This is a genomic window from Cupriavidus taiwanensis, assembly GCF_900249755.1.
GTDB lineage: Bacteria > Pseudomonadota > Gammaproteobacteria > Burkholderiales > Burkholderiaceae > Cupriavidus > Cupriavidus taiwanensis_D.
Window position 1 is genome coordinate 2,259,384 of record NZ_LT976853.1, and the last position, 24,324, is coordinate 2,283,707.

Sequence of the window (24,324 nt, forward strand, 5' to 3'; positions counted from 1 at the left end):
CGGTTTCAACTTGATATTAATCAAGGCGGCCCGGATACGTCGCCCCGGGCCCGAAACACCGCTCAGGTGAGCGTCGTATCCATGGTGCGGCGCTCGGATTCCAGGTATTCGCGCGACTGCATCTCGATGATGCGCGACACGGTGCGATGGAATTCGCCGGCCATCTGGCCTTCGGTGTAAAGCTCGTCGGCAGGCACTTCCGCCGACATCAGCAGCTTGACCTTGTGGTCGTAGAAGACGTCGATCAGCCAGGTGAAGCGGCGTGCCTCGGACGACATGCGCGGCGTCATGCGCGGCACGTCGGACAGGATCACCGTATGGAATTGCGCGGCCAGTTCCAGGTAATCGTTCTGCGAGCGCGGGCCGCCGCACAGCGTGGCGAAGTCGAACCACACCACGCCGTTGGCCTTGCGCAGCGCGCGCAGTTCGCGGTGCTCGATATGCAGCAGCGGGGACTCGTCGGCAACGCCGGCAATCGAGGTGAAGGCATCCCGCAGCGCCGAGTTGGCCTTGGCGTCCAGCGGCGTGTGGTAGGCCTGCACCTGCTCCAGCGCGCGCTTGCGGTAGTCGATGCCGGCATCGACATTGAGCACGTCCAGCTTCTGCTGCAGCAGCGCGATCGCGGGCAGCACGCGGTCGCGGTGCAGCCCGTCCGGGTACAGCAGGTCCGGGCGGTAGTTGGAGGTCATCACGAACTGCACGCCGTTGTCGAACAGCTGCTGCAGCAGGCGATGCAGGATCATCGCGTCGGCGACGTCGCTGACGTGGAATTCATCGAAGCAGATCAGGCGGAAACGGCGCGCGATGCGCCTGGCCAGTTCGTCCAGCGGATCGGGACGGCCGCGCAGCTCTTCCAGCTGGCGGTGCACCTCGCGCATGAATTCATGGAAATGCAGCCGCGTCTTGCGCACCACCGGCACGCAGGTATAGAAGCTGTCCATCAGGAACGACTTGCCGCGCCCCACCCCGCCCCACATGTAGACGCCCTGCGGCACGTCGGGGCGCACCAGCAGCTTTTTCAGCGCGTTGTTGCGGCGTCCCTTGTAGGCGACCCATTCGTCGTAGCACTGCTGCAGCCGGGCCACGGCGCGCAGCTGGGCCTCGTCGGACTGGTAGCCGCGCTCCTTCAGTTCCTTCTCGTAGTACTCGGTGACGTTCATGCTCGGGGCTCACGCGGCACGGGCCGCAAGTGAAAACGGCGCGCCGCAGAGCGGCGCGCCGGTATCAGGCAACGGTAGACACGCGCCTTACATGTTGAGTTGACGCTTGTCGACGGCCAGCGCGGCTTCGCGCATGACTTCCGACATCGACGGGTGCGGATGGCAGACACGGCCGATATCTTCGCTGGCGGCCTTGAATTCCATCGCCACCACGGCTTCGGCGATCAGGTCCGACGCGTTGGCGGCCACGATGTGCACGCCGAGGATCTCGTCGGTCTTGGCGTCGGCCAGCATTTTGACGAAGCCGTCGGCATGGCCCATGCCCAGCGCACGGCCGTTGGCCATGAACGGGAACTGGCCGGCCTTGTACTCGCGGCCTTCTGCCTTGAGCTGGGCTTCGGTCTTGCCGACCCATGCGATTTCCGGGAAGGTGTAGATCACCCACGGAATGCAGTTGTAGTCGATATGCGGCTTCTGGCCGGCGATGCGCTCGGCCACGGCCACGCCTTCGTCCTCGGCCTTGTGCGCCAGCATCGGGCCGCGCACCACGTCGCCGATGGCCCACAGGCCCGGCACCTTGGTGGCGCAATGGTCGTCCACCTCGATAAAGCCGCGCTGGTCGACCGCCAGGCCGACTGCGTCCAGGCCCAGGTTGTCGGTATTCGGGACGCGGCCGACCGACACGATCAGGCGGTCGACTTCCAGCGTCTGGGCCTTGCCGTCCTTGTCGGTGTACTTGACCGTCACGCCGTTCTTGGCGGTGGTCACCTCGTCAACCTTCACGCCAAGGCTGAACTTCAGGCCCTGCTTGGTCAGCTGCTTCTGCGCTTCCTTGGCGACGCCCTCGTCGGCGGCACCCAGGAACGCGGGCAGCGCTTCCAGCACGGTCACTTCGGAACCCAGGCGGCGCCACACCGAGCCCAGTTCCAGGCCGATCACGCCGGCGCCGATCACGCCCAGCTTCTTCGGCACGGACGGGAACTTGAGCGCGCCTTCGTTATCGCTGACCAGGTCGTTGTCGACGGTGATGCCGGGCAGGTGGCGGGCCTTGGAACCGGTGGCGATGATGACCTGCTTGGCCGTCACCACTTCACCTGCGATCTCGACCTGGAAGCCTTCGGCGGTCTTGCCGACGAACTTGCCGTAGCCCTTGAGCAGCGTCACCTTGTTCTTGCGGAACAGGAACTCGATGCCCTTGGTCATCTTGCCGACGATATCGTCCTTGCGCTTGAGCATCTTGGCCACGTCGACCTTGACGTCGCCCACGGTGATGCCATGGTCGCCCAGGTGGTGCTGGACGTTCTCGAACTCTTCCGAGGAAGCCAGCAGCGCCTTGGAGGGGATGCAGCCCACGTTCAGGCAGGTGCCGCCCAGGCGGGCTTCGCCCTTGGGATCGTCATACGCATTGCCTTCGCAGCAGGCCACGTTCAGGCCCAGCTGGCCGGCACGGATGGCGGCGATATAGCCGCCGGGGCCGGCGCCGATCACCAGCACGTCGAATTGTTTGCTCATGGAAATTCCTTGTTGGACGCCGGCGGCAACTTGTGCCGGCGCGCCGTGATCACGGGAGCGCGCTCCCCGCGCACGCCAGCGCGTGCGCGGAGGGACCGGCTGTTACAGGTCCAGCAGCAGGCGCGCCGGATCTTCCAGTGCGTCCTTCATGGCGACCAGGCCCAGCACGGCTTCGCGGCCGTCGATGATGCGGTGGTCGTAGGACATCGCCAGGTAGTTCATCGGGCGGATCACGATCTGGCCGTCTTCCACCACCGGACGGTCCTTGGTCGCGTGCACGCCCAGGATGGCCGATTGCGGCGGGTTGATGATCGGGGTCGACAGCATCGAGCCGAACACGCCGCCGTTGGAGATCGAGAACGTACCGCCGCTCAGCTCTTCCAGCGACAGCTTGCCGTCACGGGCCTTGACGCCGAACTCGGCGATCTTCTTCTCGATGTCGGCCAGGCTCATCTGGTCGGCGTTGCGCAGGATCGGCACCACCAGGCCGCGCGGCGAACCGACGGCGATACCGATGTCGAAGTAGCCGTGGTAGACGATGTCGTTGCCGTCGATCGAGGCGTTGATCAGCGGGAACTTCTTCAGCGCGTGCACCGCCGCCTTGACGAAGAACGACATGAAGCCCAGCTTCACGCCGTGTTCCTTCTCGAAGCGGTCCTTGTACTTGTTGCGCAGGTCCATCACCGGCTTCATGTTGACTTCATTGAAGGTGGTGAGGATGGCGTTGGTGGCTTGCGACTGCAGCAGGCGCTCGGCGATGCGGGCACGCAGGCGGCTCATCGGCACGCGCTCTTCCGGGCGGTCGCCCAGCGCGGCGAAGTCGACCGGCGCCGAAACCTGCTGCAGCGCGGGCTTGGCGGCCGGGGCCGGGGCGGCCTTGGCGGCGGGAGCCGGCGCGGCGGCCGCGCCCAGCACGTCGCCCTTGGTGATGCGGCCGTCCTTGCCGGTGCCGGCAACCTGGCCAGCCGACAGGCCGGCTTCGGCCATCAGCTTGGCGGCCGACGGCATTGCCACGGCGCCGGCGGCAGCCGGAGCGGCAGCAGCGGCCGGGGCCGGCGCGGCGGCAGCCGGGGCCGGCGCAGCAGCGGCCGGGGCGGCGGCGCCCGCGGTGGCTTCGGTGTCGATCTTGGCGATGATTTCATCGGCCACGACGGTGTCGCCATCGTTCTTGACGATCTGCGACAGCACACCGGCCGACGGGGCCGGCACTTCCAGCACGACCTTGTCGGTTTCGATCTCGATCAGGATCTCGTCCTGGGCAACGGCTTCGCCTGGCTTCTTCTTCCAGTTGAGCATGGTCGCTTCGGCGACCGATTCGGAGAGTTGCGGAACCTTGACGTCAACGATAGCCATGGTGGTGAATTCCTCGTGTTATGCGTGTTGTCTGGTGGCTGGCGATGCCACGGCGCGCCTGCGCGTGCGGCCGTGGCTGCCGACTGATTACTTGGTCAGGACAAAGCCCTTGAGCTTGGCGAAGGCAGCGTCCAGCAGCGCCTTCTGTTGCTCGTTGTGCTTTGCGTAGTAGCCCACCGCCGGCGAAGCCGAAGCGGGGCGACCGGCATAACCGAGCTTCTGGCCGTCCGTCATGTTTTCCATGATGTAGTGCTGCACGAAGAACCAGGCGCCCTGGTTCTGCGGCTCGTCCTGGCACCACAGGATTTCGTTGGCGTTCGGGTACTTCTTCAGTTCCGCGGCCACGGCCTTGTGCGGGAACGGGTACAGCTGTTCCAGGCGGATGATCGCGGTGTCGTTGGCCTCGCGTTCCTTGCGCGTGTTGACCAGGTCGTAGTAGACCTTGCCCGAGCACATGATGACGCGCTTGACCTTGCTGGCGTTCAGTTCCTCGTGATCAGGGATCACGGTTTCGAAGTGGCCCTTGGCCAGGTCGGACAGCGGCGACACCGCATCCTTGTTACGCAGCAGCGACTTCGGCGTCATGATCACCAGCGGCTTGCGGAACAGGCGGATCATCTGGCGGCGCAGCAGGTGGAAGATCTGGGCCGGCGTGGTCGGCTGGCAGACCTGCATGTTGTGGTCCGCGCACAGCTGCAGGAAGCGCTCGATGCGCGCCGAGCTGTGTTCCGGACCCTGGCCTTCGTAGCCGTGCGGCAGCATCAGCGTCAGGCCCGAGGCACGGCCCCACTTCACTTCACCCGACGAGATGAACTGGTCGATCACCACCTGGGCGCCGTTGACGAAGTCGCCGAACTGGGCTTCCCAGATCACCAGCGCGTTCGGTTCGGCGGTGGAGTAGCCGTATTCGAAGCCGAGCACGGCTTCTTCGGACAGCACCGAGTCGATCACCGTGAACGGGGCCTGGTTTTCCGACACGTTCTGCAGCGGCACGTAGCTGCCGGCATCCCAGCGCTCGCGGTTCTGGTCGTGCAGCACGGCGTGGCGGTGGGTGAAGGTGCCGCGGCCGGCGTCCTGGCCGGTGATGCGCACCGGGTAGCCCGAGGCCACCAGCGAGGCGAAGGCCAGGTGCTCGCCCATGCCCCAGTCCAGCGGCTGGTCGCCGCGGCCCATGTTGGCGCGGTCCTTGACGACCTTCTCGACCAGCGGGTGCAGCTTCAGGTGTTCCGGGATCGCGGTGATGCGTTCGGCCAGGCGCTTGAGCTCGGTCACCGGCACGGCGGTGTCGGCGGCGTCGGTCCACTTGCGGTTCAGGAACGGCATCCAGTCGACCGCGAACTTGTTCTTGAAGTTCGACAGCACCGGATCGGCGGTGTGCTTGCCGGCGTCCATCGCGGCGCGGTATTCCTTGACCTTCTCGTCGCCGAAGTCAGCCGGGACCAGGTTCTGCGCGGCCAGCTTGTCGGCGTACAGCTTGCGCGTGCCGGGGTGCTGGGCGATCTTCTTGTACATCAGCGGCTGCGTGACCGCGGGGGTGTCCTGCTCGTTGTGGCCCAGCTTGCGGAAGCAGATGATGTCGACCACGACATCCTTCTTGAACTCCATGCGGAAGTCCACCGCCAGCTGCATGGCGTACACCACGGCTTCGGGATCGTCGCCGTTCACGTGCAGCACCGGGGCCTCGATCATCTTGACCACGTCCGTGCAATACAGCGTCGAGCGCGCGTCGCGCGGATCGGAGGTGGTGAAGCCGATCTGGTTGTTGATGACGATGTGCATCGTGCCGCCCGTGCCGTAGCCGCGGGTCTGCGCGAGGTTCAGCGTCTCCATCACCACGCCCTGGCCGGCAAAGGCGGCATCGCCGTGCACCTGCACCGGCAGCACTTCCATGTTGCCGACCGCGCCGCGGCGTTCCTGGCGCGCCTTGGCCGAGCCCTCGACCACCGGGTTGACGATTTCCAGGTGCGACGGGTTGAATGCCAGCGACAGGTGGATCGGGCCGCCTTCGGTCGAGACGTCGCTCGAGAAGCCCTTGTGGTACTTGACGTCGCCGGCCGGCAGGTCGTCGACGTGCTTGCCTTCGAACTCGGCGAACAGGTCGGCGGGCATCTTGCCCAGGGTGTTGACCAGCACGTTCAGGCGGCCGCGGTGGGCCATGCCGATCACGATTTCCTGCACGCCCTTGCTGCCGGCGTGCTGGATCAGTTCGTCCATGGCGGCGATGAAGCTTTCGCCGCCTTCCAGCGAGAAGCGCTTCTGGCCGACGTACTTGGTGTGCAGGAAGCGCTCCAGGCCTTCGGCCGCGGTCAGGCGGTCAAGGATGTGCTTCTTCTTTTCCAGCGTGAACACCGGCTTGGAACGCGTGGTTTCCAGGCGCTCCTGCCACCAGCGCTTCTGCGCCTGGTCGCTCACGTACATGAATTCGAAGCCGATGGTGCCGCAGTACGTTTCGCGCAGGTTGTTGAGCAGCTCGCGCAGGCTCATCGACTCCTTGCCGAAGTAGGTATTGCTGGCGTTGAAGACGATATCGAGATCGGCTTCGGAAAAACCGTAGAAGGCGGGGTCCAGGTCCGGCAGCGGCGGACGCTCCTGGCGCTTGAGCGGGTCCAGGTCGGCCCAGTGCGAACCGATGTTGCGGTAGGCGGCGATCAGCTGGGTGGCAGCGACGCGCTTGCGGCCCATGTCGGAATCGGCCGAGGCAACGATGGTGCGGATGGGGCCCTGCTTGGCGCGCTCGGCGAACGAGGCAACGATGGGAGCGTGGGGGATATCCCGGCCGTTCGAGCCGTCGGCGGCGGGAACGTTCTGCATGGCGTCGAAGTACGCGCGCCAATTGTCGGGAACCGAGGCGGGGTTCTGGAGATAGGCTTCGTACAGTTCTTCGACATAGGGGGCGTTACCGCCGAAGAGGTACGAATTGCTCTGATACTGCTGCATCATGGGACGCTCACTTTTCTCCGGGTCTGCCGGAGTTCAGCGGGTTATTCAACCTTCCGCGACACGGCTTGACCGGTTAGCGGATCGCAAACAACTCTTGGGAGCCAGGCGGGGGCGCTTACGCAAACGGCACCGCGAGGGTGCCGCATGTGATTGCCGCCTCACAAGGCCCGAAAGGGCAAGTTGTGCGGGGAAGGACCTTAAGTCTTCACGGCGGTAAGGATAGCACGGATTGCGTTTGATCAATGTGGACTTTTCGCGATATGAAACACACCGGCGCGACAATTCCACATGGATTCAGCGAATTCGCAACACCCGCACAACAATTTGCGTCACGGGGCGATCTGGTCGACGGCATCGGTGATCACCCCGTCCAGCCCCCAGGCCAGTAGCTGCGCCGCCCGTGCCGGATCGTTGACGGTGTACGCCAGCACGCGCAGGCCGGCCGCATGGGCGGCGGCGATCACGCCAGCATCGAGCTCGCGATGGTTCGCGTCGAGCGCCACGCAGTCCAGCCGGCGCACCCGCTCCAGCCAGTCCGCCGGCAGCTTGTCGAGCAGCAGCGCGCGCGGCAGGCCGGGCGCGACATGCGCCGCGGCGGCGAGCGCCTCTTCCGAAAACGACGACAGCAGCGGCGGCACCTCGGCGCCGGCCCACAGCGACTGGGCATCGATGGCCACGGCGGCGCCGGTGCGTGCCTCGGTGCCGGGCACGGGCTTGATCTCGATATTGACCAGAAAGCCGTTGGCCCGCGTGTAGCGCGCGATCGCCGCCAGCGTCGGCACCGGCTCGCCGGCAAAGGCGGGGCCGTGCCAGCTGCCGGCGTCGAGCAACGCCAGCTCTCCCAGCGTCAGCGCATCCACCCTGCCCTGGCCGCTGGTGGTGCGGTCCAGCGTGGCATCGTGCATTAGCACCGGCTTGCCGTCGGCCGACAGCTTCACGTCGAACTCGAACATCCGGTAGCCAAAGCCGGCGCCGTGGCGGAACGCGGCCAGCGTGTTTTCCGGCGCCAGCTTGCCGGCGCCGCGGTGGGCGATGTGGCTGGGGTAGCGCCAGACGAAGTCAGTCGCAGTGGTCATGTCAGGCCTCGATGCGCTTGCCGGTATCCGGCGCGAAGAAATGCAGGTGCTCGGCCGACGAGGTCACCGGCAGGCGGTCGCCGGCGCGCACGCGCGCATGGCTGTCGAGCCGCACCACCACCGCCTGCCCGCCGAGCGAGCCATAGGCGAACGAATCCGCGCCGAGCGCCTCGACCACGCGCACGTCGACTTCGGCGATCGCCTCGTGCGCGGCGCAAGGCTCGATATGCTCGGGGCGCAGCCCAAGCAGCGCCTGCTCCGGCAGGTGCAGCCCCATCGGCAGGTGACCCAGCGTGGCGTTGGCGGCCTCGCCCTCCTTCGCCACCACGCGCATCTGCGCGCGGGTATCGCCGCCGGCGTTGCGTGCCACCGGGATCAGGTTCATCGGCGGCGAGCCGATAAAGCCGGCCACGAAGGTGCTGGCCGGCCGCGCATAGACTTCCAGCGGCGTGCCGATCTGCTCGACGCGCCCGGCGTTGAGCACCATCATGCGGTCGGCCAGCGTCATCGCCTCGACCTGGTCGTGGGTCACGTAGAGGCTGGTGGTGCTCAGGCGCCGGTGCAGCTCCTTGAGCTCCAGCCGCATCTGCACGCGCAGCTTGGCGTCGAGGTTGGACAGCGGCTCGTCGAACAGGAACACCGCCGGCTCGCGCACGATGGCGCGGCCCATCGCCACCCGCTGGCGCTGCCCGCCCGAAAGCTGGCGCGGCTTGCGCTCGAGCAGCGGCATCAGCTCGAGAATGCCGGCCGCGTGGTTGACGCGCTGCGCGATCTCGGCCTTGGCCATGCCGCGGATCTTCAGGCCGTAGGCCATGTTGTCGTACACGCTCATGTGCGGATAGAGCGCGTAGTTCTGGAACACCATGGCGATGTCGCGCTCGGCCGGCTCCAGGTTGTTGACCACCTTGTCGCCGATATGGATCTCGCCGCCGCTGATGGTTTCCAGCCCGGCCACCATGCGCAGCAGCGTGGACTTGCCGCAGCCGGAGGGCCCGACGATGACGATGAACTCGCCGTCGGCGATCTCCATGTCGATGCCATGCACGACCTGGGCGCCGCCGGCGTAGGTTTTCTGAACGTTGCGTAGTGACAGTTTTGCCATTGTGTTCCGCTTATTTCTCGGTTTCGACCAGGCCCTTGACGAACCACTTCTGCATCAGCACCACCACCACCGCGGGCGGGATCATCGCCAGCATCACCGTCGCCATCACCAGGTTCCAGTCGGTGGCGGCATCGCCCGAGCGCGAGATCATCTGCGTCACCCCCACCACCACCGGCGTCATCGACTTCTGCGTGGTGATCAGCAGCGGCCACAGGTACTGGTTCCAGCCGTAGATGAACTGGATCACGAACAGCGCCGCGATGCTGGTGCGCGACAGCGGCAGCACCACGTCCCAGAAGAAACGCAGCGGCCCGGCGCCGTCGATGCGCGCGGCCTCGGCCAGCTCGTCGGGAATGGTCAGGAAGAACTGGCGGAACAGGAAGGTGGCGGTGGCCGACGCGATGATCGGAATGGTCAGCCCGAAATAACTGTCGAGCAGCCCGAGGTCCGACACCACCTTGTAGGTCGGCAGGATGCGCACCTCCACCGGCAGCATCAGCGTGATGAAGATCAGCCAGAAGAAGGTCTTGCGCAGCGGGAACTTGAAATAGACGATGGCAAAGGCCGAGATGATCGAGATCGCGATCTTGCCCAGCGCAATGCCCAGCGCCATGATCAGGCTGTTCTTCATCATGGTCGAGACCGGCGAGGCGGCCTCGCCCACGCCCTGGAACAGCACGGTGCGATAGTTGTCGATCAGGTGGCTGCCCGGGATCAGCGTCATCGGCGCGTCCAGCACCTCTTCGGCGGTCAGCGTCGACGCGACGAAGGTCAGGTACACCGGGAACACCACCACCACGATGCCGAGGATCAGCACCACATGGGTCAGGAAATCAAGGAAAGGACGTCGTTCTACCATGGCTGCCTCTGTCAGTACTGGACCTTGCGCTCGACGTAGCGGAACTGCACCACGGTCAGCGCGATCACGATCACCATCAGCACCACCGACTGCGCGGCCGAGCCACCGATGTCCATGCCGCGGAAGCCGTCATGGAAGACCTTGTAGACCAGCGTGTTGGTCGAATTGAACGGCCCGCCGTGCGTCACTGCGTCGATGATGGCGAAGGTGTCGAAGAACGCGTAGACCACGTTGATCACCATCAGGAAAAACGTCGTCGGCGACAGCAGCGGGAAGATGATCGACCAGAAGCGGCGCCACGGCCCCGCGCCGTCGATGGCGGCGGCCTCGATCAGCGAGCGCGGGATGCTCTGCAGCCCGGCCAGGAAAAACAGGAAGTTGTAGCTGATCTGCTTCCAGGCCGCGGCCAGCACCACCAGCAGCAAGGCCTGGTTGCCGTTGAGCAGGAAGTTCCATTCGACGCCCAGCTTGCGCAGCGCAAACGACACCACGCCCAGCGTGGGGTTGAACATGAACATCCACAACACGCCCGCCACCGCCGGGGCCACCGCATACGGCCAGATCAGCAGGGTCTTGTAGCCCACCGCGCCGCGAATTACGCGGTCGGCGAAATAGGCCAGCGCCAGCGCAGTGGTCAGCCCCACCACCGTCACGCCCAGGGCAAAGATGGCGGTGACCTGGAACGACTCGACATAGAGCGGGTCGTTCCACAGCATGCGAAAGTTGTCCAGGCCGACGAATTCCAGGTTGATGCCGAAGGCATCCTGCTGCAGCATCGACTGGTACAGGGCCTGCCCGGCGGGCAGGAAGAAGAAGATCAGCGTGATTGCGATCTGCGGCAACACCAGCAGATACGGCAGCCACGGCGAGCGGAACACGACGCGTTTTTCCATGAACGGCTTCCGGCGGATGCCGCGGATGGCGGCATCGGACAAGGTACGGATGAGGTACGAAGTGGCGGGCGGCCCGGATCGGTGCCGGCCACAAAGCAAGCGGGCGGCGGTTTCGCCGCCGCCCGCTTGTTACGTCAGCCTGCTGGCAAGGCCCGGCGCCTTATTCGCGCGCGGTCTTCTGGAAACGCTCGAGCAGGTCGTTGCCACGGGCCACGGCCGAGTCCAGCGCCGCCTTGGGCTCCTTCTTGCCGGCCCAGACCGCTTCCAGTTCCTCGTCGACCACGGTGCGGATCTGCACCATATTGCCCAGGCGCACGCCGCGCGACTTGTCGGTGGTCTTGACCACCATCTGCTGCACCGACACGTCGGCACCCGGGTTCTTGTCGTAGAAGCCCGACTTCCTGGTCATCTCGTAGGCGGCCATCGTCACCGGCAGGTAGCCGGTGGCCTGGTGCCAGTCAGACTGGATCTCCGGGCGCGACAGGAAACTGAAGAACCTGGCGACGCCCTTGTACTCTTCGGCCTTCTTGCCGCCCATCACCCACAGCGACGCGCCGCCGATGATGGTGTTCTGCGGGGCGCCCTGCACGTCCGGGTAGTACGGCAGCTGCGCCACCGCGAACGCGAACTTGGCGTTCTTGCGCACATTGGCCAGCGTCGCCGACGAGCCGGTGAACATGGCGCACTCGCCGTTATAGAACTTGGCCTGCGATTCGGCCTTGCGCCCGCCGTAGCTGAAATAGCCCTTCTTCACCATGTCCTGCAGGTTGGCGATGTGCTTGACGTGCAGCGGGCTGTTGAAGATCAGGCGCGTATCGGTGCCGCCGAAGCCGTTGTTCTTGGTGGCGTAGAGCGTGTTGTGCCAGGCCGAGAAGCTTTCCAGGTGGACCCAGCCCTGCCAGTCGGTGGTATAGGCGCAGTTGGTGCCCGAGGCCTTGAGCTTGGCCGAGTACTGCATCACCTCCGGCCAGGTCTTGGGCGGCTTTTCCGGATCCAGGCCCGCCTTCTTGAAGGCGTCCTTGTTGTAGTAGAACACCGTGGTCGAGCTGTTGAACGGGAACGACAGCATCTCGCCCTTGGACGAGGTGTAGTAGCCCGCCACGGCGGGGATGTAGGCCTTCTGGTCGAACTTCTCGCCGGCGTCCTTCATCACCGTCGACACCGGCTTGATCGCGCCCTTGGCGCTCATCATGGTGGCGGTACCGACCTCGAACACCTGCAGGATCGCCGGCGCGCCGCCGGCGCGGAAGGCGGCGATGCCCGCCGCCAGGGTCTCGTCGTAATTGCCCTTGTTGACCGGCACCACCTTGTATTCGGACTGGCTGGCGTTGAACTTGTTGGCGATCTCGTTCACCTTGTCGTTCAGCGCGCCCTGCATGGCGTGCCACCACTGGATTTCAACGGCGGCGTGCGCGCTGCCGGCCCCGGTCAGGGCAGCCAGCGCGGCGAGTTTGAGCACAGTACGGGATACGGACATCGGGCCCCTCCTTGGGTCTGTCTTGTTGCGGTCAGTCGAAAATCCGACAGCATGTGATTGTTTTGTGACAGCGGCATGTTACGCCCGTCGCACCCGCGCAAGCAAATCAGCAGATTCACCAGTATGGCCGGTCCGCGGCATTTTGCAGTGCAATAAACGAATTTGGCCGCAGATCCACGGTTACAATGGCCCGCCATGCAATCCCTGAACAAGCTCCCTGATACCGCGCTGCGCAATGTGCGCGGCGTGCTGACCGACATCGACGGCACCCTGACCACCGACGGGCGGCTGCCGGCCTCGACCTACCTGGCCCTCGACGGCCTGCGCCGGGCCGGCCTGCATGTGATCCCGGTCACCGGGCGCTGCATCGCCTGGGCCGAGATCCTGACGCGGCTGTGGCCGGTCGATGCCATCATCGGTGAGAACGGTGCGTTCTACTCGCACCTGCACCATGGCCGGCTGCAGACCCGATTCCTTGACGATGCCGCGACGCGCGCGCGCAACCTGGAGCGCATCCAGGCGCTGGGCCAGCGCATCCTGCGCGAAGTGCCCGGCTGCGCGCTGGCCTCGGACCAGGCCTGGCATGCCGCCGACCTGGCCATCGACCATGCCGAAGACGTCGTGCCGCTGCCCGAAGACGCCGTGGCGCGCATCGCGGCGCTGATGCGCGAGGCCGGCATGACCGCCACCGTCAGCTCGATCCACGTCAACGGCTGGTTCGGCCAGCATGACAAGCTGTCGATGAGCAAACTGTGCGTGGCCGAGCTGCTGGGCGAGGACCTGGATGCGCAGCGCGACCAGTGGCTGTTTATCGGCGACTCGGCCAACGATGCCAGCATGTTTGCGCATTTCCCGCTGTCGGTCGGCGTGGCCAATGTGCGCGAGATCCTGCCGCAGCTGCCGGTGCCGCCCGCCTACATCACCGCGGCCGCGGGCGGCGAGGGTTTTGCGGAAATGGCGCAGCGACTGATTGAAGCGCGCGGCTAGTGCCGCGGCATTTGGGAGATTGACTCCCTCCCCCAATTGCGGGAGAGGGTTGGGGTGAGGGCCGGAGCGCCGACGAAGTCAAGCCCGCGGTATGCCACCGCCCTGCCCTCACCCCCGGCCCCTCTCCCGCACGCGGGAGAGGGGAGCAAACAATGGGCGTCGGCCAAGGCAGTCGCGCACTGGCTGCCCTGCGCCTCAGTCGAAGCCCAGCTCCTGCAGCTTGCGCGTAATGGTGTTGCGCCCGATCCCGAGCCGGGTCGCGGCTTCGACGCGGCGGCCGCGCGTGACGCCCAGCGCGGCTTCCAGCACCGCTTTTTCGAAGCGGCGCGTCAGCAGGTCCATCACTTCGGGCTGGCCGGATTCGAGCATGGCGCGCGCCTCGCCGGCGAGCAGGCTTTCCCATCCGGCAGACACGGCGGCCGGGACCGGCGCCACCGACGGGGCCGGCGCGATCCGGACCGCCGTGGCCGTGTCGGCCTCGGCCACCACCGGCACCGCAAACCCGCCATAGTCGGCCGGTTCCTGGCCGCCTTCGTACTCGGCCACGCGCAGTTCGGGCGCGCGCTCGGGCCGCGGCGCATTGACCGGCTCGCTGGTGCCCGCTTCCAGCATCTCGCGCGGCAGGTCCTTGACCTCGATGGTCTGCGCCGGCGCCATCACGGTCAGCCAGTTGCACAGGTTTTCCAGCTGGCGCACGTTGCCGGGGAATGGCAGCGTGCTGACATAGGCCAGCGCATCGTCCGACATGCGCTTGGGCTCGACGCCAAGCTCCTTGGCACTCTTCTGCAGGAAATGGCGCGCCAGCAGCGTGATGTCCTCGGGCCGCTCGCGCAGCGGCGGCAGGCGCAGCCGGATCACGTTCAGGCGGTGGAACAAGTCCTCGCGGAACAGCCCTTCCTTGACGCGCAGCTCCAGGTTCTGGTGGGTGGCGGCAATCACGCGCACATTGGCGCGCAAGGGGTTGTGGCCGCCGACGCGATAGAAGTTGCCGTCGGACAGCACGCGCAGCAGCCGGGTCTGCAGGTCGAACGGCATGTCGCCGATTTCGTCGAGAAACAGCGTGCCGCCCTCGGCCTGCTCGAAGCGTCCGCGCCGCATGGTCTGGGCACCGGTAAAGGCGCCGCGCTCATGGCCGAACAGTTCGGATTCGAGCAGGTCCTTCGGGATCGCCGCGGTATTGAGCGCGATAAACGGGCCGTTGGCGCGCGGGCTGTGCTTGTGCAGGGCGCGCGCGACCAGTTCCTTGCCGGTGCCGGACTCGCCGGTGATCATCACCGTGACGTTGGATTGCGACAGCCGGCCGATGGCGCGGAACACGTCCTGCATCGCCGGCGCCTGGCCGAGGATCTCGGGCGCGTCGACCAGGCGGTCTTCCAGTTCTTCCTCGCGCAGGCTTTCTTCGAGCGCGCGGCGAATCAGCTCGACCGCCTTGTCGACATCGAACGGCTTGGCCAGGTATTCGAAGGCGCCGCCCTGGAACGCCGCCACCGCGCTGTCCAGGTCGGAGTAGGCCGTCATCACGATGACCGGCAGCCCGGGGTGCCGCGCCTTGATTGCCTGCAGCAGGTCCAGGCCAGAACCGCCGGGCATGCGGATGTCCGAGATCAGCACCTGCGGCTGGTCTTCCTCCAGCGCGGCCAGCGCGTCCCGCACATTGGTGAAGCTGCGCGAGAGCAGGCTTTCACGGGCCAGGGCCTTTTCCAGGACCCAGCGGATTGATTGATCGTCGTCGACTATCCAGATCGGCTTCATGTGCGTCGCTTGTCTGCTCGGTGTCAGTTGGTCTTCCGCATGCCCTGGCCACGTCGGTGCACGCGCTTGCGGACGCCGGCAAAGGCTAGTGCAGCGGCAGCAGGATACGGAAGTCGGTACAGCCCGGCCTGCTCTCGCATTCGATCAAGCCCTCGTGCTGCTGCACGAAGGTTTGCGCGAGTGTGAGACCCAGTCCGCTGCCGCCATCCCTGCCCGATACCAGCGGATAGAAGATGCGTTCGCGGATGTCTTCGGGAATCCCCGGGCCGTTGTCGATCACATGCAAGTCCAATGCCAGCTTGAACAAACGCTTGGCAATCGTGACCTGCCGCGCGATGCGCGTGCGCAGCACGATCTGCGCGTCGCCGCGCGCCATGCGGTCGGCCAGCGCCTGCGCGGCGTTGTGGACGATGTTGAGCACGGCCTGGATCAGCTGCTCCATGTCGCCCTGCAGCTCGGGCAGGCTGGCGTCGTAGTCGCGCACTATCTCCAGCCCGTTGGGAAACTCGGCCAGCACCACCGAGCGCACGCGCTCGAGCACCTCGTGGATATTCAGGCTCGATACGATATGCGGGTGCCGGTGCGGCTCGAGCAGTCGGTCGACCAGCGTCTGCAGCCGGTCCGACTCCTTGATGATGACCTGCGTGTATTCGCGCAGCGAGCGCTCGGGCAGCTCGAACTCCAGCAGCTGCGCCGCGCCGCGGATGCCGCCCAGCGGGTTCTTGATCTCGTGGGCGAGGTTGCGGATCAGCTCCTTGTTGGCCGAGGTCAGGTCGAGGATGCGCTCTTCGCGGTCGCTGCGCACCTTCTGCTCGTTGGGCAGGATCTCGACCACCACGGTGTCGCCGACGGCCTCGAGCGCGGCGATCACCACGTGCACGTGGATCGGGTCCTGCAGCGGCGGATGCAGGATCAGGTCCTGCCGGCGCACGTCGAACTGCCGCGTGACCACGGTGTCGAGCATGTTGTGCAGCTCATCGGATTTGCCGAACAAGTCCGGCAGCGTCAGCTCGACCATGCCCTTGCGCGACACGCCGAAGGTGGCCTCGGCGGCCGGGTTCGCGTAGACCACGCGCAGCCCCGGCTGGCGCACCAGCAGCACCGGGTTGGCGACCACGTCCAGGCCGGCATGGAACGCCGCCGCGCCGAGGCTCAGCACGCGCGCGCCGGTTTCGGCCGGCGCCGGGTCGGACGCGGGCGGCTCGGCGCGCGCGCCGTCGGCACTGCCGGCCTTGCGTGACACTCCGCGAATCAGGCGACGCATAAGACTAGTCCTTCAGGTTGCCAAGCTCGCGCCGCAACGACGCGGCGTTGGCCTCGCTGCGGGCGATGTCGTCGCGCAGCGCCGCGGTGCGGTCGAGGTATTTCTGGTAGTTGCGCTCGTTGCCCTGGCGCTCCGGCTGGCCGTTGTTGTATTCGGCACGAAGCGCCTGCAGCTTGGCCTCCTCGGCCTGCAGCTCCTGCGTCAGCACGGTACGGCGCTCGCTGTCGCGGCTGCGCTGGGTGGCGCTGTCCACGCGCGGGAAACTGGTGCTGCCGGTGGTGGCGGCGCTGCTGCCGCTGCCCTTGGCCGGTGCGGCAATGCGCCCGCCCGGCACGGTCACGACTTCAGGCAGGTTCAGCTTCTTGCAGCCCTTGCCGGCATTGCCGTTGCGGTACTCCGGCACGCCATTGGGACCGGCGCAGACATAGACATCCGAAGACTGTGCCATGGACGGGCCGGCCCACATCGTCAACGCCAGTGCCGCGGCTGTCACCAGAACGGGGAATCGGCGTCGGGTTTGGTGCACGAAACGGGGCATGGCATGAGTCCGGCGGGCCGTGCGGGAAGAGGCATCCAGGGGCATGGCGTCAGGTTGGAACGGGGTGGGATCGCGGCAGGATCGGGTTCCCCATTCTAGCGAGCAAAGTCAAAAGGGGCAGCCGAGGCCGCCCCTTTGTGGTGCAACTGTTGCCCGGTCACAACCTGCGTCATGGCCGGGCAAGGGCCGCTTACAGCGAGTAGTACATCTCGAACTCGACCGGGTGCGTGGTCATGCGGAAACGCGTGACTTCTTCCATCTTCAGTTCGATGTAGGCATCGATCATCGAGTTCGAGAACACACCGCCGCGGGTCAGGAACTCGCGGTCGTTGTCCAGGTACTCGAGTGCCTGGTCCAGGCTCGAGCACACGGTCGGGATCTTTGCGTCTTCTTCCGGCGGCAGGTCGTACAGGTTCTTGTCGGCGGCTTCGCCCGGGTGGATCTTGTTCATCACGCCGTCCAGGCCGGCCATCAGCAGCGCCGAGAAGCCCAGGTACGGGTTCATCAGCGGATCCGGGAAGCGGGTCTCGATGCGGCGGCCCTTCGGGTTGGCCACATACGGGATGCGGATCGAAGCCGAGCGGTTGCGGGCCGAGTAGGCCAGTTTGACAGGAGCCTCGAAACCCGGCACCAGGCGCTTGTACGAGTTCGTGCCCGGGTTGGTGATGGCGTTCAGGGCGCGGGCGTGCTTGATGATGCCGCCGATGTAGTACAGCGCGAATTCCGACAGGCCGGCGTAGCCGTTGCCGGCGAACAGGTTCTGGCCGTCCTTCCACACCGACTGGTGCACGTGCATGCCCGAGCCGTTGTCGCCGACGATGGGCTTCGGCATGAAGGTGGCGGTCTTGCCGTAGGTGTGGGCCACGTTCTGGATCACGTACTTCTGCAGCTGGGTCCAGTCGGCGCGCTGCACCAGCGTGCTGAACCTGGTGCCGATCTCGTTCTGGCCCTGGCCAGCCACTTCGTGGTGGTGGACTTCAACCGGAATGCCCAGCGATTCCAGGATCAGGCACATTTCCGAACGCATGTCCTGGAAGGTGTCGATCGGGGCGACCGGGAAGTAGCCGCCCTTCTTGCCCGGACGGTGGCCGCTGTTGCCGTGCTCGAATTCCTTGGCCGACGACCACGGGGCTTCTTCGGAGTGGATCTTGACGAAGCAGCCTTGCATGTCGACGTTCCAGGTGACGCCGTCGAAGATGAAGAACTCGGGCTCCGGGCCGAAGAAGGCGGTGTCGCCCAGGCCGGTGCTCTTCAGGTAGGCTTCGGCGCGCTTGGCGATGGAACGCGGGTCGCGGTCATAGCCCTTGCCGTCCGACGGCTCGATCACGTCGCACGACAGCACCAGCGTCGGCTCTTCGTAGAACGGGTCGATGTGGGCCGTGTTCGAATCCGGCATCAGCAGCATGTCCGAAGCTTCGATACCCTTCCAGCCGGCGATCGACGAACCGTCGAAAGCGTGGCCGCTTTCGAACTTGTCTTCATCGAAGTGCGACACGGGCACGGACACGTGTTGCTCCTTGCCTTTGGTATCGGTGAAGCGGAAATCGACGAACTTGACGTCGTTTTCCTTCACCAGCTTCATCACGTCTGCAACGCTGTGGGCCATGCCAATCTCCTGGGTATTCGGCAAATGTCTGTGAAAGCCAATTCTTGGGACTGTCGCCAGCGGCGCCGCTGCATCTTGCCGCGCCTGACTGGCCTCGCCGCGAAAGGACGACGGATGTTAGCAGAAAGCGTGCCAACCAAACGCCCCACGCGGCGCCGGGCCCGAAAATTGTGCAACTCCGGCGAATCGCGCACCATGCTGGCCGGCGGCGAAAACGCCTTCCCGGTGGCAGGCGGCACATGTGGCGCTCCAGCGACACAGGCGACGAGGGGTGCCTGGCTCATGGAACACCATCATGGTGCAAACATCAAGTTACCGCACCGTAGTAGTGCGTATGCACCAGAATCGGTCGGCCTCCGCCCTGGGACGACGCTTGCCGGGCCCTCCCGGCCTGCGCATCCACCGCCCCGCCACCGCGGCGCTATAGAATAACGGTTTGCGGCCCCCGCGCCACGAATTCCACCCATTCAATTTGTCACGCCGATGACCACCCGAGACGATCTCCTGCAGGCCGCCCGCCAGCGCCAGGAACAAAACCAGTTGCCGTACTTCGGCGCGCTGTCGCCGCAGGAAGCCTATGCCCTGCTGCAGAACGACCCTTCCGCCGTGCTGGTGGACGTGCGCACGCAGGCCGAGCTGGACTGGGTCGGCGGCGTCGACGTGCCGGACGCGCAGTTCGCCCATGTCGAATGGATGTCCTACCCGGGCGGCGCGCAGAACGCGCGCTTTGTCGAAGAGCTGCGCGCGCGCGTGCCGTCCGACGTGCCGGTGCTGTTCCTGTGCCGCAGCGCGGCGCGCTCCAAGCACGCGGCACGCGTGGCCACCGAAGCCGGCTACCATTTCGCCATGGACGTGCTCGAGGGCTTTGAAGGCAACCGCGACGATCACCACCACCGCAAGACCGTCGAGGGCTGGTGCGTGCGCGGCCTGCCCTGGCATGGCGCCTGATACCTCGGCCTGAAGCAAAAGGGGCAGCCATGGCTGCCCCTTTTCTTTTGGCCGGCCGGTGCGCCTAAGCCTGCGCCGCCTGCCGCGGCGGCTGCTCCACGGTCTCGTACCCCATTGCCTGCACGCCTTCGAGCAGCATCGCATAGGCCGGGGCCAGCAGTTCGGACGGGCCCTTGACGCCCAGGTCGATATGGCGGCGCGCGAAGCGGTCGCCGCGCTGCACGTCGCCGACCGACGGCAGGCTGAACACGCGGATGCCCGGATGCGCCGCCTCGACACGTTCCATCAGCGGCGTCAGCGTCGACTCCGGCGCCTCGAACACGTAGAAGGCCCGCTCCTGCTGCGGCGCCTGGTGGAACAGGTGCGCATAGTCGTGGTCCAGTACCCACTCCATCATCGGCCACGCCATCACCGGGAAGCCCGGCATGAAATGATGGTGACCGACCGAGAAGCCGGGGATGCGGTTGTAGCTGTTGGGGATGATGCGCGCGCCCTCGGGGAACTCGCCCATCTTGAAGCGGTGCTGGTTCTCCGGCAGGGTCAGGTCGCCCTTGACCGGGTCGCCGCCGGCGGTCTCGGCGATGCGCAGCGCGATCAGTTCGCGCGCCTCGGGATGGAGCACCAGCGGCACGCCCAGCGCCGCCGCCGCGCACTGGCGCGTGTGGTCGTCGGGCGTCGCGCCGATGCCGCCGGTGCAGAACACCACGTCCGGGCCGGCCAGCGTGCGTCGCAGCGTGGCGGTGATGCGGGCGCGGTCGTCGCCGACGTACTCGGCCCAGTCCAGCGCCAGGCCGCGCGCGCCCAGCAGTTCGATGGTGCGGCGCAGGTGCTTGTCTTCGCGCCGCCCGGACAGAATCTCGTCGCCAATGACGATCAGGCCGAAACCCATATTGCCCTCGCTTCAGGAATTTTCGATGCGGCGCACGTCGTGCGGCGCCAGGTCGATGACGTCGCCGCCCGGCGACGAGGCGGCAGGTGGCTGGGCCGGCACGGCGGCGCGCTCGGCGCGCAGCTGCGCCAGCGCGCGCAGGCAGAAATGGCCGAACCACAGCGCCGAGAAGATAAAGATCAGCACATAGAGCCACAGCGTGCCGGCCAGCACGAACGGGAACAGGAAGATCACCGCGGCCGACGACACCCACAGAATCGTCGGCGCCGAGCCCAGCAGCCCCACCGCCACCCCCATCACCAGCAGCGGCGTGCGGTGGCGCCGCACCAGGGTCTTGCGCTCTTCGGCGCTGGCGTGGTCGGCAAGCGCGTCATATGTCATCACGCGGTAGGTCAGCCAGCCCCACAGCACCGGCGGGATCAGCGCAAAGAACGGCGGGATCAGCCACAGCGGCAGCGTCACCAGCACCAGCGACAGGAACACCAGGGTGCTGCCGAGCGAATGGAACACGCTGCCCAGCACGCTGCCGCCATGGGACTTGGCCAGGTCCGGGTAGTTGCGCTCGAGGTGGCGCACCACCGCCGGCACCGAGAACACGCCGATAAACATCAGCATCGACGCGATCACCAGCGGGATCGCCAGCGCCGCCACGAACAGCGGCGCGACGATGGCGCGCATCGATTGCAGCCCGAACCAGTCGAGCGCGCTGTAGATCCAGCTGGTCAGGATCGAGGTTTCCAGGAAGCTGCGCGTGGCGCCCATGATGGGGTCCCAGCCCCACCACAGCAGCCCGCCCCACAGCAGCGTGGCCAGGACGAAAGGCAGCACGGTCAGCATCAGCATGCGGGGATGCAGCTGGCTGACCAGCGCGCGGCCAAACGAGCGGAAGATATCGTTCATGCAGTCGAAGGCAAGACAGGAAAGTCGCGGGGAACCGGCCCGGGTCAGCCAGGTGACGGGCCGGCGGCAACCCGGAACACTAGCATACGCCACCCGCCAACATGGCGCGCCGGGGGGAAGGATGCCCGGGAACGCCGGCTTCAGCGCAGCCGCAGCAGCCGCTTGATGCCGTACCACTGGTGCGCCAGGAAGCCCGCGCCGTAGTCGTGGCCCTTGCCCACCGGCGGCGGCAGCTGGTCGCGGATGCCGGTGGGATGGTAGGTCTCGGTGAAGACCGCGGTGCCGAACAGCATGTCCCACCAGGGGAAGATCACGCCGTAGTTGCAGCCGCCCAGCTTTGCCGGCGCACCGTCGGCTTCGTGGCCGATGCCGACCGCGTGGTGGGTGCGGTGAAAGCGCGGCGAGATCAGCAGCCGCTCGCCGAGCGTGCCGAAATGCATCCGCACATTGGCATGCTGCAGGCTTTGCAGCAACTGCGACAGCGCCACCAGCAGCACATACTGCGACGGCTCCACGCCCACCCCCAGCGCCACCAGCGCAAACACGAAGTCGCGCAGCATGTCGTCCAGCAGGTGGTTGCGGTTGTCGCTCCACAACGTCATCTGGCGCTGGCTGTGGTGCACCGCGTGCAGGTGCCACCACCAGCGGAACGAGTGCGACAGCCGGTGGTACCAGTAATCGAGCAGGTCGAACAGCAGCAGGTAGACAAAGAAGCTGACCAGCGGCACCGAGGTCACGCCCGGCCACCAGTCTTCCACATTGATACGGTGCCAGCCCATCAGCCGCAGGTGGCCTTCCAGCGCGTCGGTCAGCGGCGCCAGCAGGAAGAACATCGCCAGCCGGAACAGGCCGAGCCGGTGGATCACGGTGTACAGGATGTCGGTGCGGATGGCGGCCCGGTCGGCCACGGCTTCGACCGGCCGCCACTTCTCCAGCGGCCCCAGGATCAGCGCCATCACCGCGATCTGCACCAGCCCCACCAGCAGCCACTCGGTGCCGGTGAAGGCTTCCTCGGCATAGCGGCCGAAGCCCAGGTCATAGACCACCGGCAGCACCACGTCCTGGAACAGCGTGCCTTCGATCTGCCCGATCCATGCGTTCAGCGTCTCCCACATCAGCGTGCGCCCTCCTGTGCCTTGATGGGCCGTGCGATCCAGTCGCGATAGGCCGGGTGTTCGCGCAGCGTCGCGAAGCAGAAGCCCTTGCGTTCCAGCCCGGTGAGCAGCGGCTCGAGCACCGCCGGCGCCCACGGATCCTGCCGCGACCAGATGCCCAGGTGCGCCATGGCGATGTCGCCGTCGCGCAGGCTGGAAAGCGCACGCTGCAGCAACACGGCGTTGGGATAGCGCGCCGACGACAGCTCATCGCCGAGGAAGCCCGCCGGCGCCCAGCCGACATGCCGGAAGCCGCATTGCTCGGCCCACTGCAGCGTCTGCGGCGCGGTGCGCCCGCCCGGGGCGCGCCACAGCGGCACCATGCCGGCGCCGGTCATGCCGCGCAGGGCGTCGGCGCTGCGCCGCAATTCCTTGCAGAAGCCGGCCTGGTCCATGGCCACGTCCTGGCCCGCCTGCGCGCCGAACTGCGGCCGCATGGTGACCTGGCCGGCGCGCACGCTGCGCAGGTAGACATGGTCGAAGGTATGCGTGCCGAAGGCGTGGCCGTCGGCCACCAGCGACTTCCAGTAGGGCGCCCACGACGGGTCGAGCGAACTGTCGTTGCGCACCGTCGGCTCGTTGGCCAGGAAGAAGGTGGCGCGGATCTGGTGGCGGCGCAGGGTGTCGGCGATCAGCTGCGCCTGGCTCATGCTGCCGGTGTCGAAGGTCAGGTAGAGCGTACCGGCCGGGCATGCCTTGGCGGCCGGCGCGGCGGCGGCCTGCTGCGCGAGCGGCATGGCGCAGGCCAGTGCCAGCGCGGCCAGCCACCTGGCCGGCCATCTGGCCAGCGTTGGGGAGCGCAATGCCTGGATCGGTGCCATGGTCCCTGCCCTGCGTGCGCGTCAGTACAGCGGCGCGCGCGTGCGGAAATAGATGCCGTGCGGCGAGCGGCCGACGCGCACGGTCTTGACCAGCTTGCGGCTGGCCACGTCGACCAGCCCGACCGAGCGCGCCCAGCGGAAGGTCACCCACAGGGTCTTGCCGTCGGCGGTCAGCTCCATGTCGTCCGGGCCCGGCGGCAGGCCAGTGATGTCGCCGACCTTGTTCAGGGTCTGCTGGTCGATGATGCTGATGCTGCCGGTGACGCGGTTGCTGAGAAACAGGTGGCGCCGGTCGCCGACCGCGCGGAAGTTGTGCGCGCCCTTGCCGGTCTGGATCTGCTTGACCACGGTGCGCGTGCGCCAGTCGATCACGGCCACGTAGTCGGCGCCGGTCATGCCGACCAGCAGGTATTTCTGGTCCGGCGTGACCCAGATCCCCGCCGGCGCCGAACCGGTTTCCATGCGCCACAACACGTTCTGCGTGACCAGGTCGATGGCGGCGACTTCGTTGGAGTCCTGCAGCGTGATGAAGGCGATGCGGCTGTCGGCGGTAAACGCGATATGGCTAGGGGTCTTGGCCAGCGGATACTGCTTGGCCAGCTTCAGTGCCTTGCCGTCCCAGCGGTACACGTCGACGCGGTCGAGCCGGTTGCCGGTGGCGACAAACCACTTCTGGTCGGGGGAGAAGCCGATCTGGTAGGGGTCGTCGATATTGGGCACGCGCTGCTGGACCTTGCCGGTGACCGGATCCAGGAAGACGAGATCGTTGCCGACCGCATTGGCGACGATCAGCGATTTGTCGTCCGGCGTGGCGATCAGGTGGTGAGGCTCCTTGCCGATCGGGAAGGTCTCGAGCACCTTCTGCGTGTCCTTGTCGATCAGCGTGACGGTGGCATCACCCGAATTGAGGATCACCACCACTTCCGCCAAGGCCGGCGCCGCCATCAGGCCCAGCGCGAACGCGCCCACCGTGATCCCACCAGCCACCCACCGCCGCAATGCGAACATAAGACCCGCTACCCGAAGAACTGAATCGGCGATTCTAACGTTTGGGCGGCTAATTCCGCTGACGTCGCGGCGGGCTGCAGACAAG

The 24,324-nt window shown here is 66.4% G+C and carries 20 protein-coding genes; 2 read left to right on the forward strand and 18 right to left on the reverse strand.

The features are described from left to right. Window positions 1-62: 62 nt before the first annotated feature. The 9 genes from zapE to ugpB all read right to left on the reverse strand — a co-directional run bounded on the left by zapE (window position 63) and on the right by ugpB (window position 12,372). Entirely contained in the window at window positions 63-1,160 is a 1,098-nt protein-coding gene (gene zapE, locus CBM2594_RS10325) for a cell division protein ZapE (protein ID WP_116356752.1), read from the reverse strand. Between the two features lie 87 nt (window positions 1,161-1,247). Next, window positions 1,248-2,672, reverse strand: a complete 1,425-nt coding sequence (gene lpdA, locus CBM2594_RS10330) for a dihydrolipoyl dehydrogenase (protein WP_116356753.1) — start codon at window positions 2,670-2,672, stop codon at window positions 1,248-1,250. A gap of 102 nt (window positions 2,673-2,774) precedes the next feature. Beyond that, window positions 2,775-4,025: a 2-oxoglutarate dehydrogenase complex dihydrolipoyllysine-residue succinyltransferase gene (gene odhB, locus CBM2594_RS10335; RefSeq protein ID WP_062800539.1), complete on the reverse strand. Its 1,251-nt coding sequence runs from the start codon at window positions 4,023-4,025 to the stop codon at window positions 2,775-2,777. An 87-nt stretch (window positions 4,026-4,112) separates the two neighbouring features. Continuing rightward, entirely contained in the window at window positions 4,113-6,965 is a 2,853-nt protein-coding gene (locus tag CBM2594_RS10340; RefSeq protein WP_116356754.1) for a 2-oxoglutarate dehydrogenase E1 component, read from the reverse strand. Window positions 6,966-7,294: 329 nt separating this feature from the next. Continuing rightward, a complete protein-coding gene (ugpQ, locus tag CBM2594_RS10345; protein WP_116356755.1) occupies window positions 7,295-8,041 on the reverse strand; it encodes a glycerophosphodiester phosphodiesterase in 747 nt (248 codons plus the stop codon). Between the two features lies 1 nt (window position 8,042). After that, window positions 8,043-9,143: a sn-glycerol-3-phosphate import ATP-binding protein UgpC gene (locus CBM2594_RS10350; protein WP_116356756.1), complete on the reverse strand. Its 1,101-nt coding sequence runs from the start codon at window positions 9,141-9,143 to the stop codon at window positions 8,043-8,045. Window positions 9,144-9,153: 10 nt separating this feature from the next. After that, a complete protein-coding gene (gene ugpE / locus CBM2594_RS10355) occupies window positions 9,154-10,002 on the reverse strand; it encodes a sn-glycerol-3-phosphate ABC transporter permease UgpE (protein ID WP_116356757.1) in 849 nt (282 codons plus the stop codon). Between the two features lie 11 nt (window positions 10,003-10,013). Continuing rightward, window positions 10,014-10,895 carry a sn-glycerol-3-phosphate ABC transporter permease UgpA gene (ugpA, locus tag CBM2594_RS10360; RefSeq protein ID WP_116357761.1) on the reverse strand — a complete coding sequence of 294 codons (882 nt, stop codon included), beginning with the start codon at window positions 10,893-10,895 and terminating at the stop codon, window positions 10,014-10,016. A gap of 160 nt (window positions 10,896-11,055) precedes the next feature. Continuing rightward, the gene (ugpB, locus tag CBM2594_RS10365) at window positions 11,056-12,372 is read right to left on the reverse strand and encodes a sn-glycerol-3-phosphate ABC transporter substrate-binding protein UgpB (protein WP_116356758.1); all 1,317 of its coding nucleotides are present in this window, start codon (window positions 12,370-12,372) and stop codon (window positions 11,056-11,058) included. Between the two features lie 195 nt (window positions 12,373-12,567). Here ugpB and CBM2594_RS10370 point away from each other — a divergent pair, with 195 nt between their 5' ends. Next, complete coding sequence (locus CBM2594_RS10370) at window positions 12,568-13,359, forward strand: HAD-IIB family hydrolase (RefSeq protein WP_116356759.1); 792 nt, start codon at window positions 12,568-12,570, stop codon at window positions 13,357-13,359. 195 nt (window positions 13,360-13,554) lie between these two features. Here the strand turns inward: CBM2594_RS10370 and ntrC are convergent, their stop codons facing one another. The 4 genes from ntrC to CBM2594_RS10390 form a co-directional block, all read right to left on the reverse strand. Next, entirely contained in the window at window positions 13,555-15,111 is a 1,557-nt protein-coding gene (gene ntrC / locus CBM2594_RS10375) for a nitrogen regulation protein NR(I) (protein WP_116356760.1), read from the reverse strand. Between the two features lie 85 nt (window positions 15,112-15,196). Then, a complete protein-coding gene (gene glnL / locus CBM2594_RS10380; protein WP_116356761.1) occupies window positions 15,197-16,375 on the reverse strand; it encodes a nitrogen regulation protein NR(II) in 1,179 nt (392 codons plus the stop codon). Between the two features lie 4 nt (window positions 16,376-16,379). Beyond that, on the reverse strand, window positions 16,380-16,952 hold the full coding sequence (locus CBM2594_RS10385) for a DUF4124 domain-containing protein (protein WP_116357762.1): 573 nt from the start codon (window positions 16,950-16,952) through the stop codon (window positions 16,380-16,382). A 151-nt stretch (window positions 16,953-17,103) separates the two neighbouring features. Then, window positions 17,104-18,519 carry a 3-hydroxylaminophenol mutase gene (locus CBM2594_RS10390; protein WP_115709963.1) on the reverse strand — a complete coding sequence of 472 codons (1,416 nt, stop codon included), beginning with the start codon at window positions 18,517-18,519 and terminating at the stop codon, window positions 17,104-17,106. Between the two features lie 483 nt (window positions 18,520-19,002). Here CBM2594_RS10390 and CBM2594_RS10395 point away from each other — a divergent pair, with 483 nt between their 5' ends. Further along, window positions 19,003-19,467, forward strand: coding sequence for a rhodanese-like domain-containing protein (locus CBM2594_RS10395; protein ID WP_115680508.1), 465 nt, complete (start codon window positions 19,003-19,005; stop codon window positions 19,465-19,467). Between the two features lie 64 nt (window positions 19,468-19,531). Here CBM2594_RS10395 and CBM2594_RS10400 read toward each other — a convergent pair whose 3' ends face one another. The 5 genes from CBM2594_RS10400 to CBM2594_RS10420 all read right to left on the reverse strand — a co-directional run bounded on the left by CBM2594_RS10400 (window position 19,532) and on the right by CBM2594_RS10420 (window position 24,239). Next, window positions 19,532-20,356 carry a competence/damage-inducible protein A gene (locus CBM2594_RS10400; RefSeq protein ID WP_116356762.1) on the reverse strand — a complete coding sequence of 275 codons (825 nt, stop codon included), beginning with the start codon at window positions 20,354-20,356 and terminating at the stop codon, window positions 19,532-19,534. Between the two features lie 12 nt (window positions 20,357-20,368). Then, window positions 20,369-21,256, reverse strand: coding sequence for an EI24 domain-containing protein (locus CBM2594_RS10405; protein ID WP_116356763.1), 888 nt, complete (start codon window positions 21,254-21,256; stop codon window positions 20,369-20,371). A gap of 140 nt (window positions 21,257-21,396) precedes the next feature. Next, a complete protein-coding gene (locus tag CBM2594_RS10410; protein ID WP_116356764.1) occupies window positions 21,397-22,371 on the reverse strand; it encodes a sterol desaturase family protein in 975 nt (324 codons plus the stop codon). After that, on the reverse strand, window positions 22,371-23,231 hold the full coding sequence (locus tag CBM2594_RS10415) for a polysaccharide deacetylase family protein (RefSeq protein WP_198048118.1): 861 nt from the start codon (window positions 23,229-23,231) through the stop codon (window positions 22,371-22,373). The genes CBM2594_RS10410 and CBM2594_RS10415 overlap by 1 nt, the downstream gene beginning before the upstream one ends. 21 nt (window positions 23,232-23,252) lie before the next feature. After that, window positions 23,253-24,239 (reverse strand): YVTN family beta-propeller repeat protein, encoded by a 987-nt coding sequence (locus CBM2594_RS10420; RefSeq protein WP_116356766.1) that lies wholly within the window; start codon window positions 24,237-24,239, stop codon window positions 23,253-23,255. Window positions 24,240-24,324 lie beyond the last annotated feature (85 nt).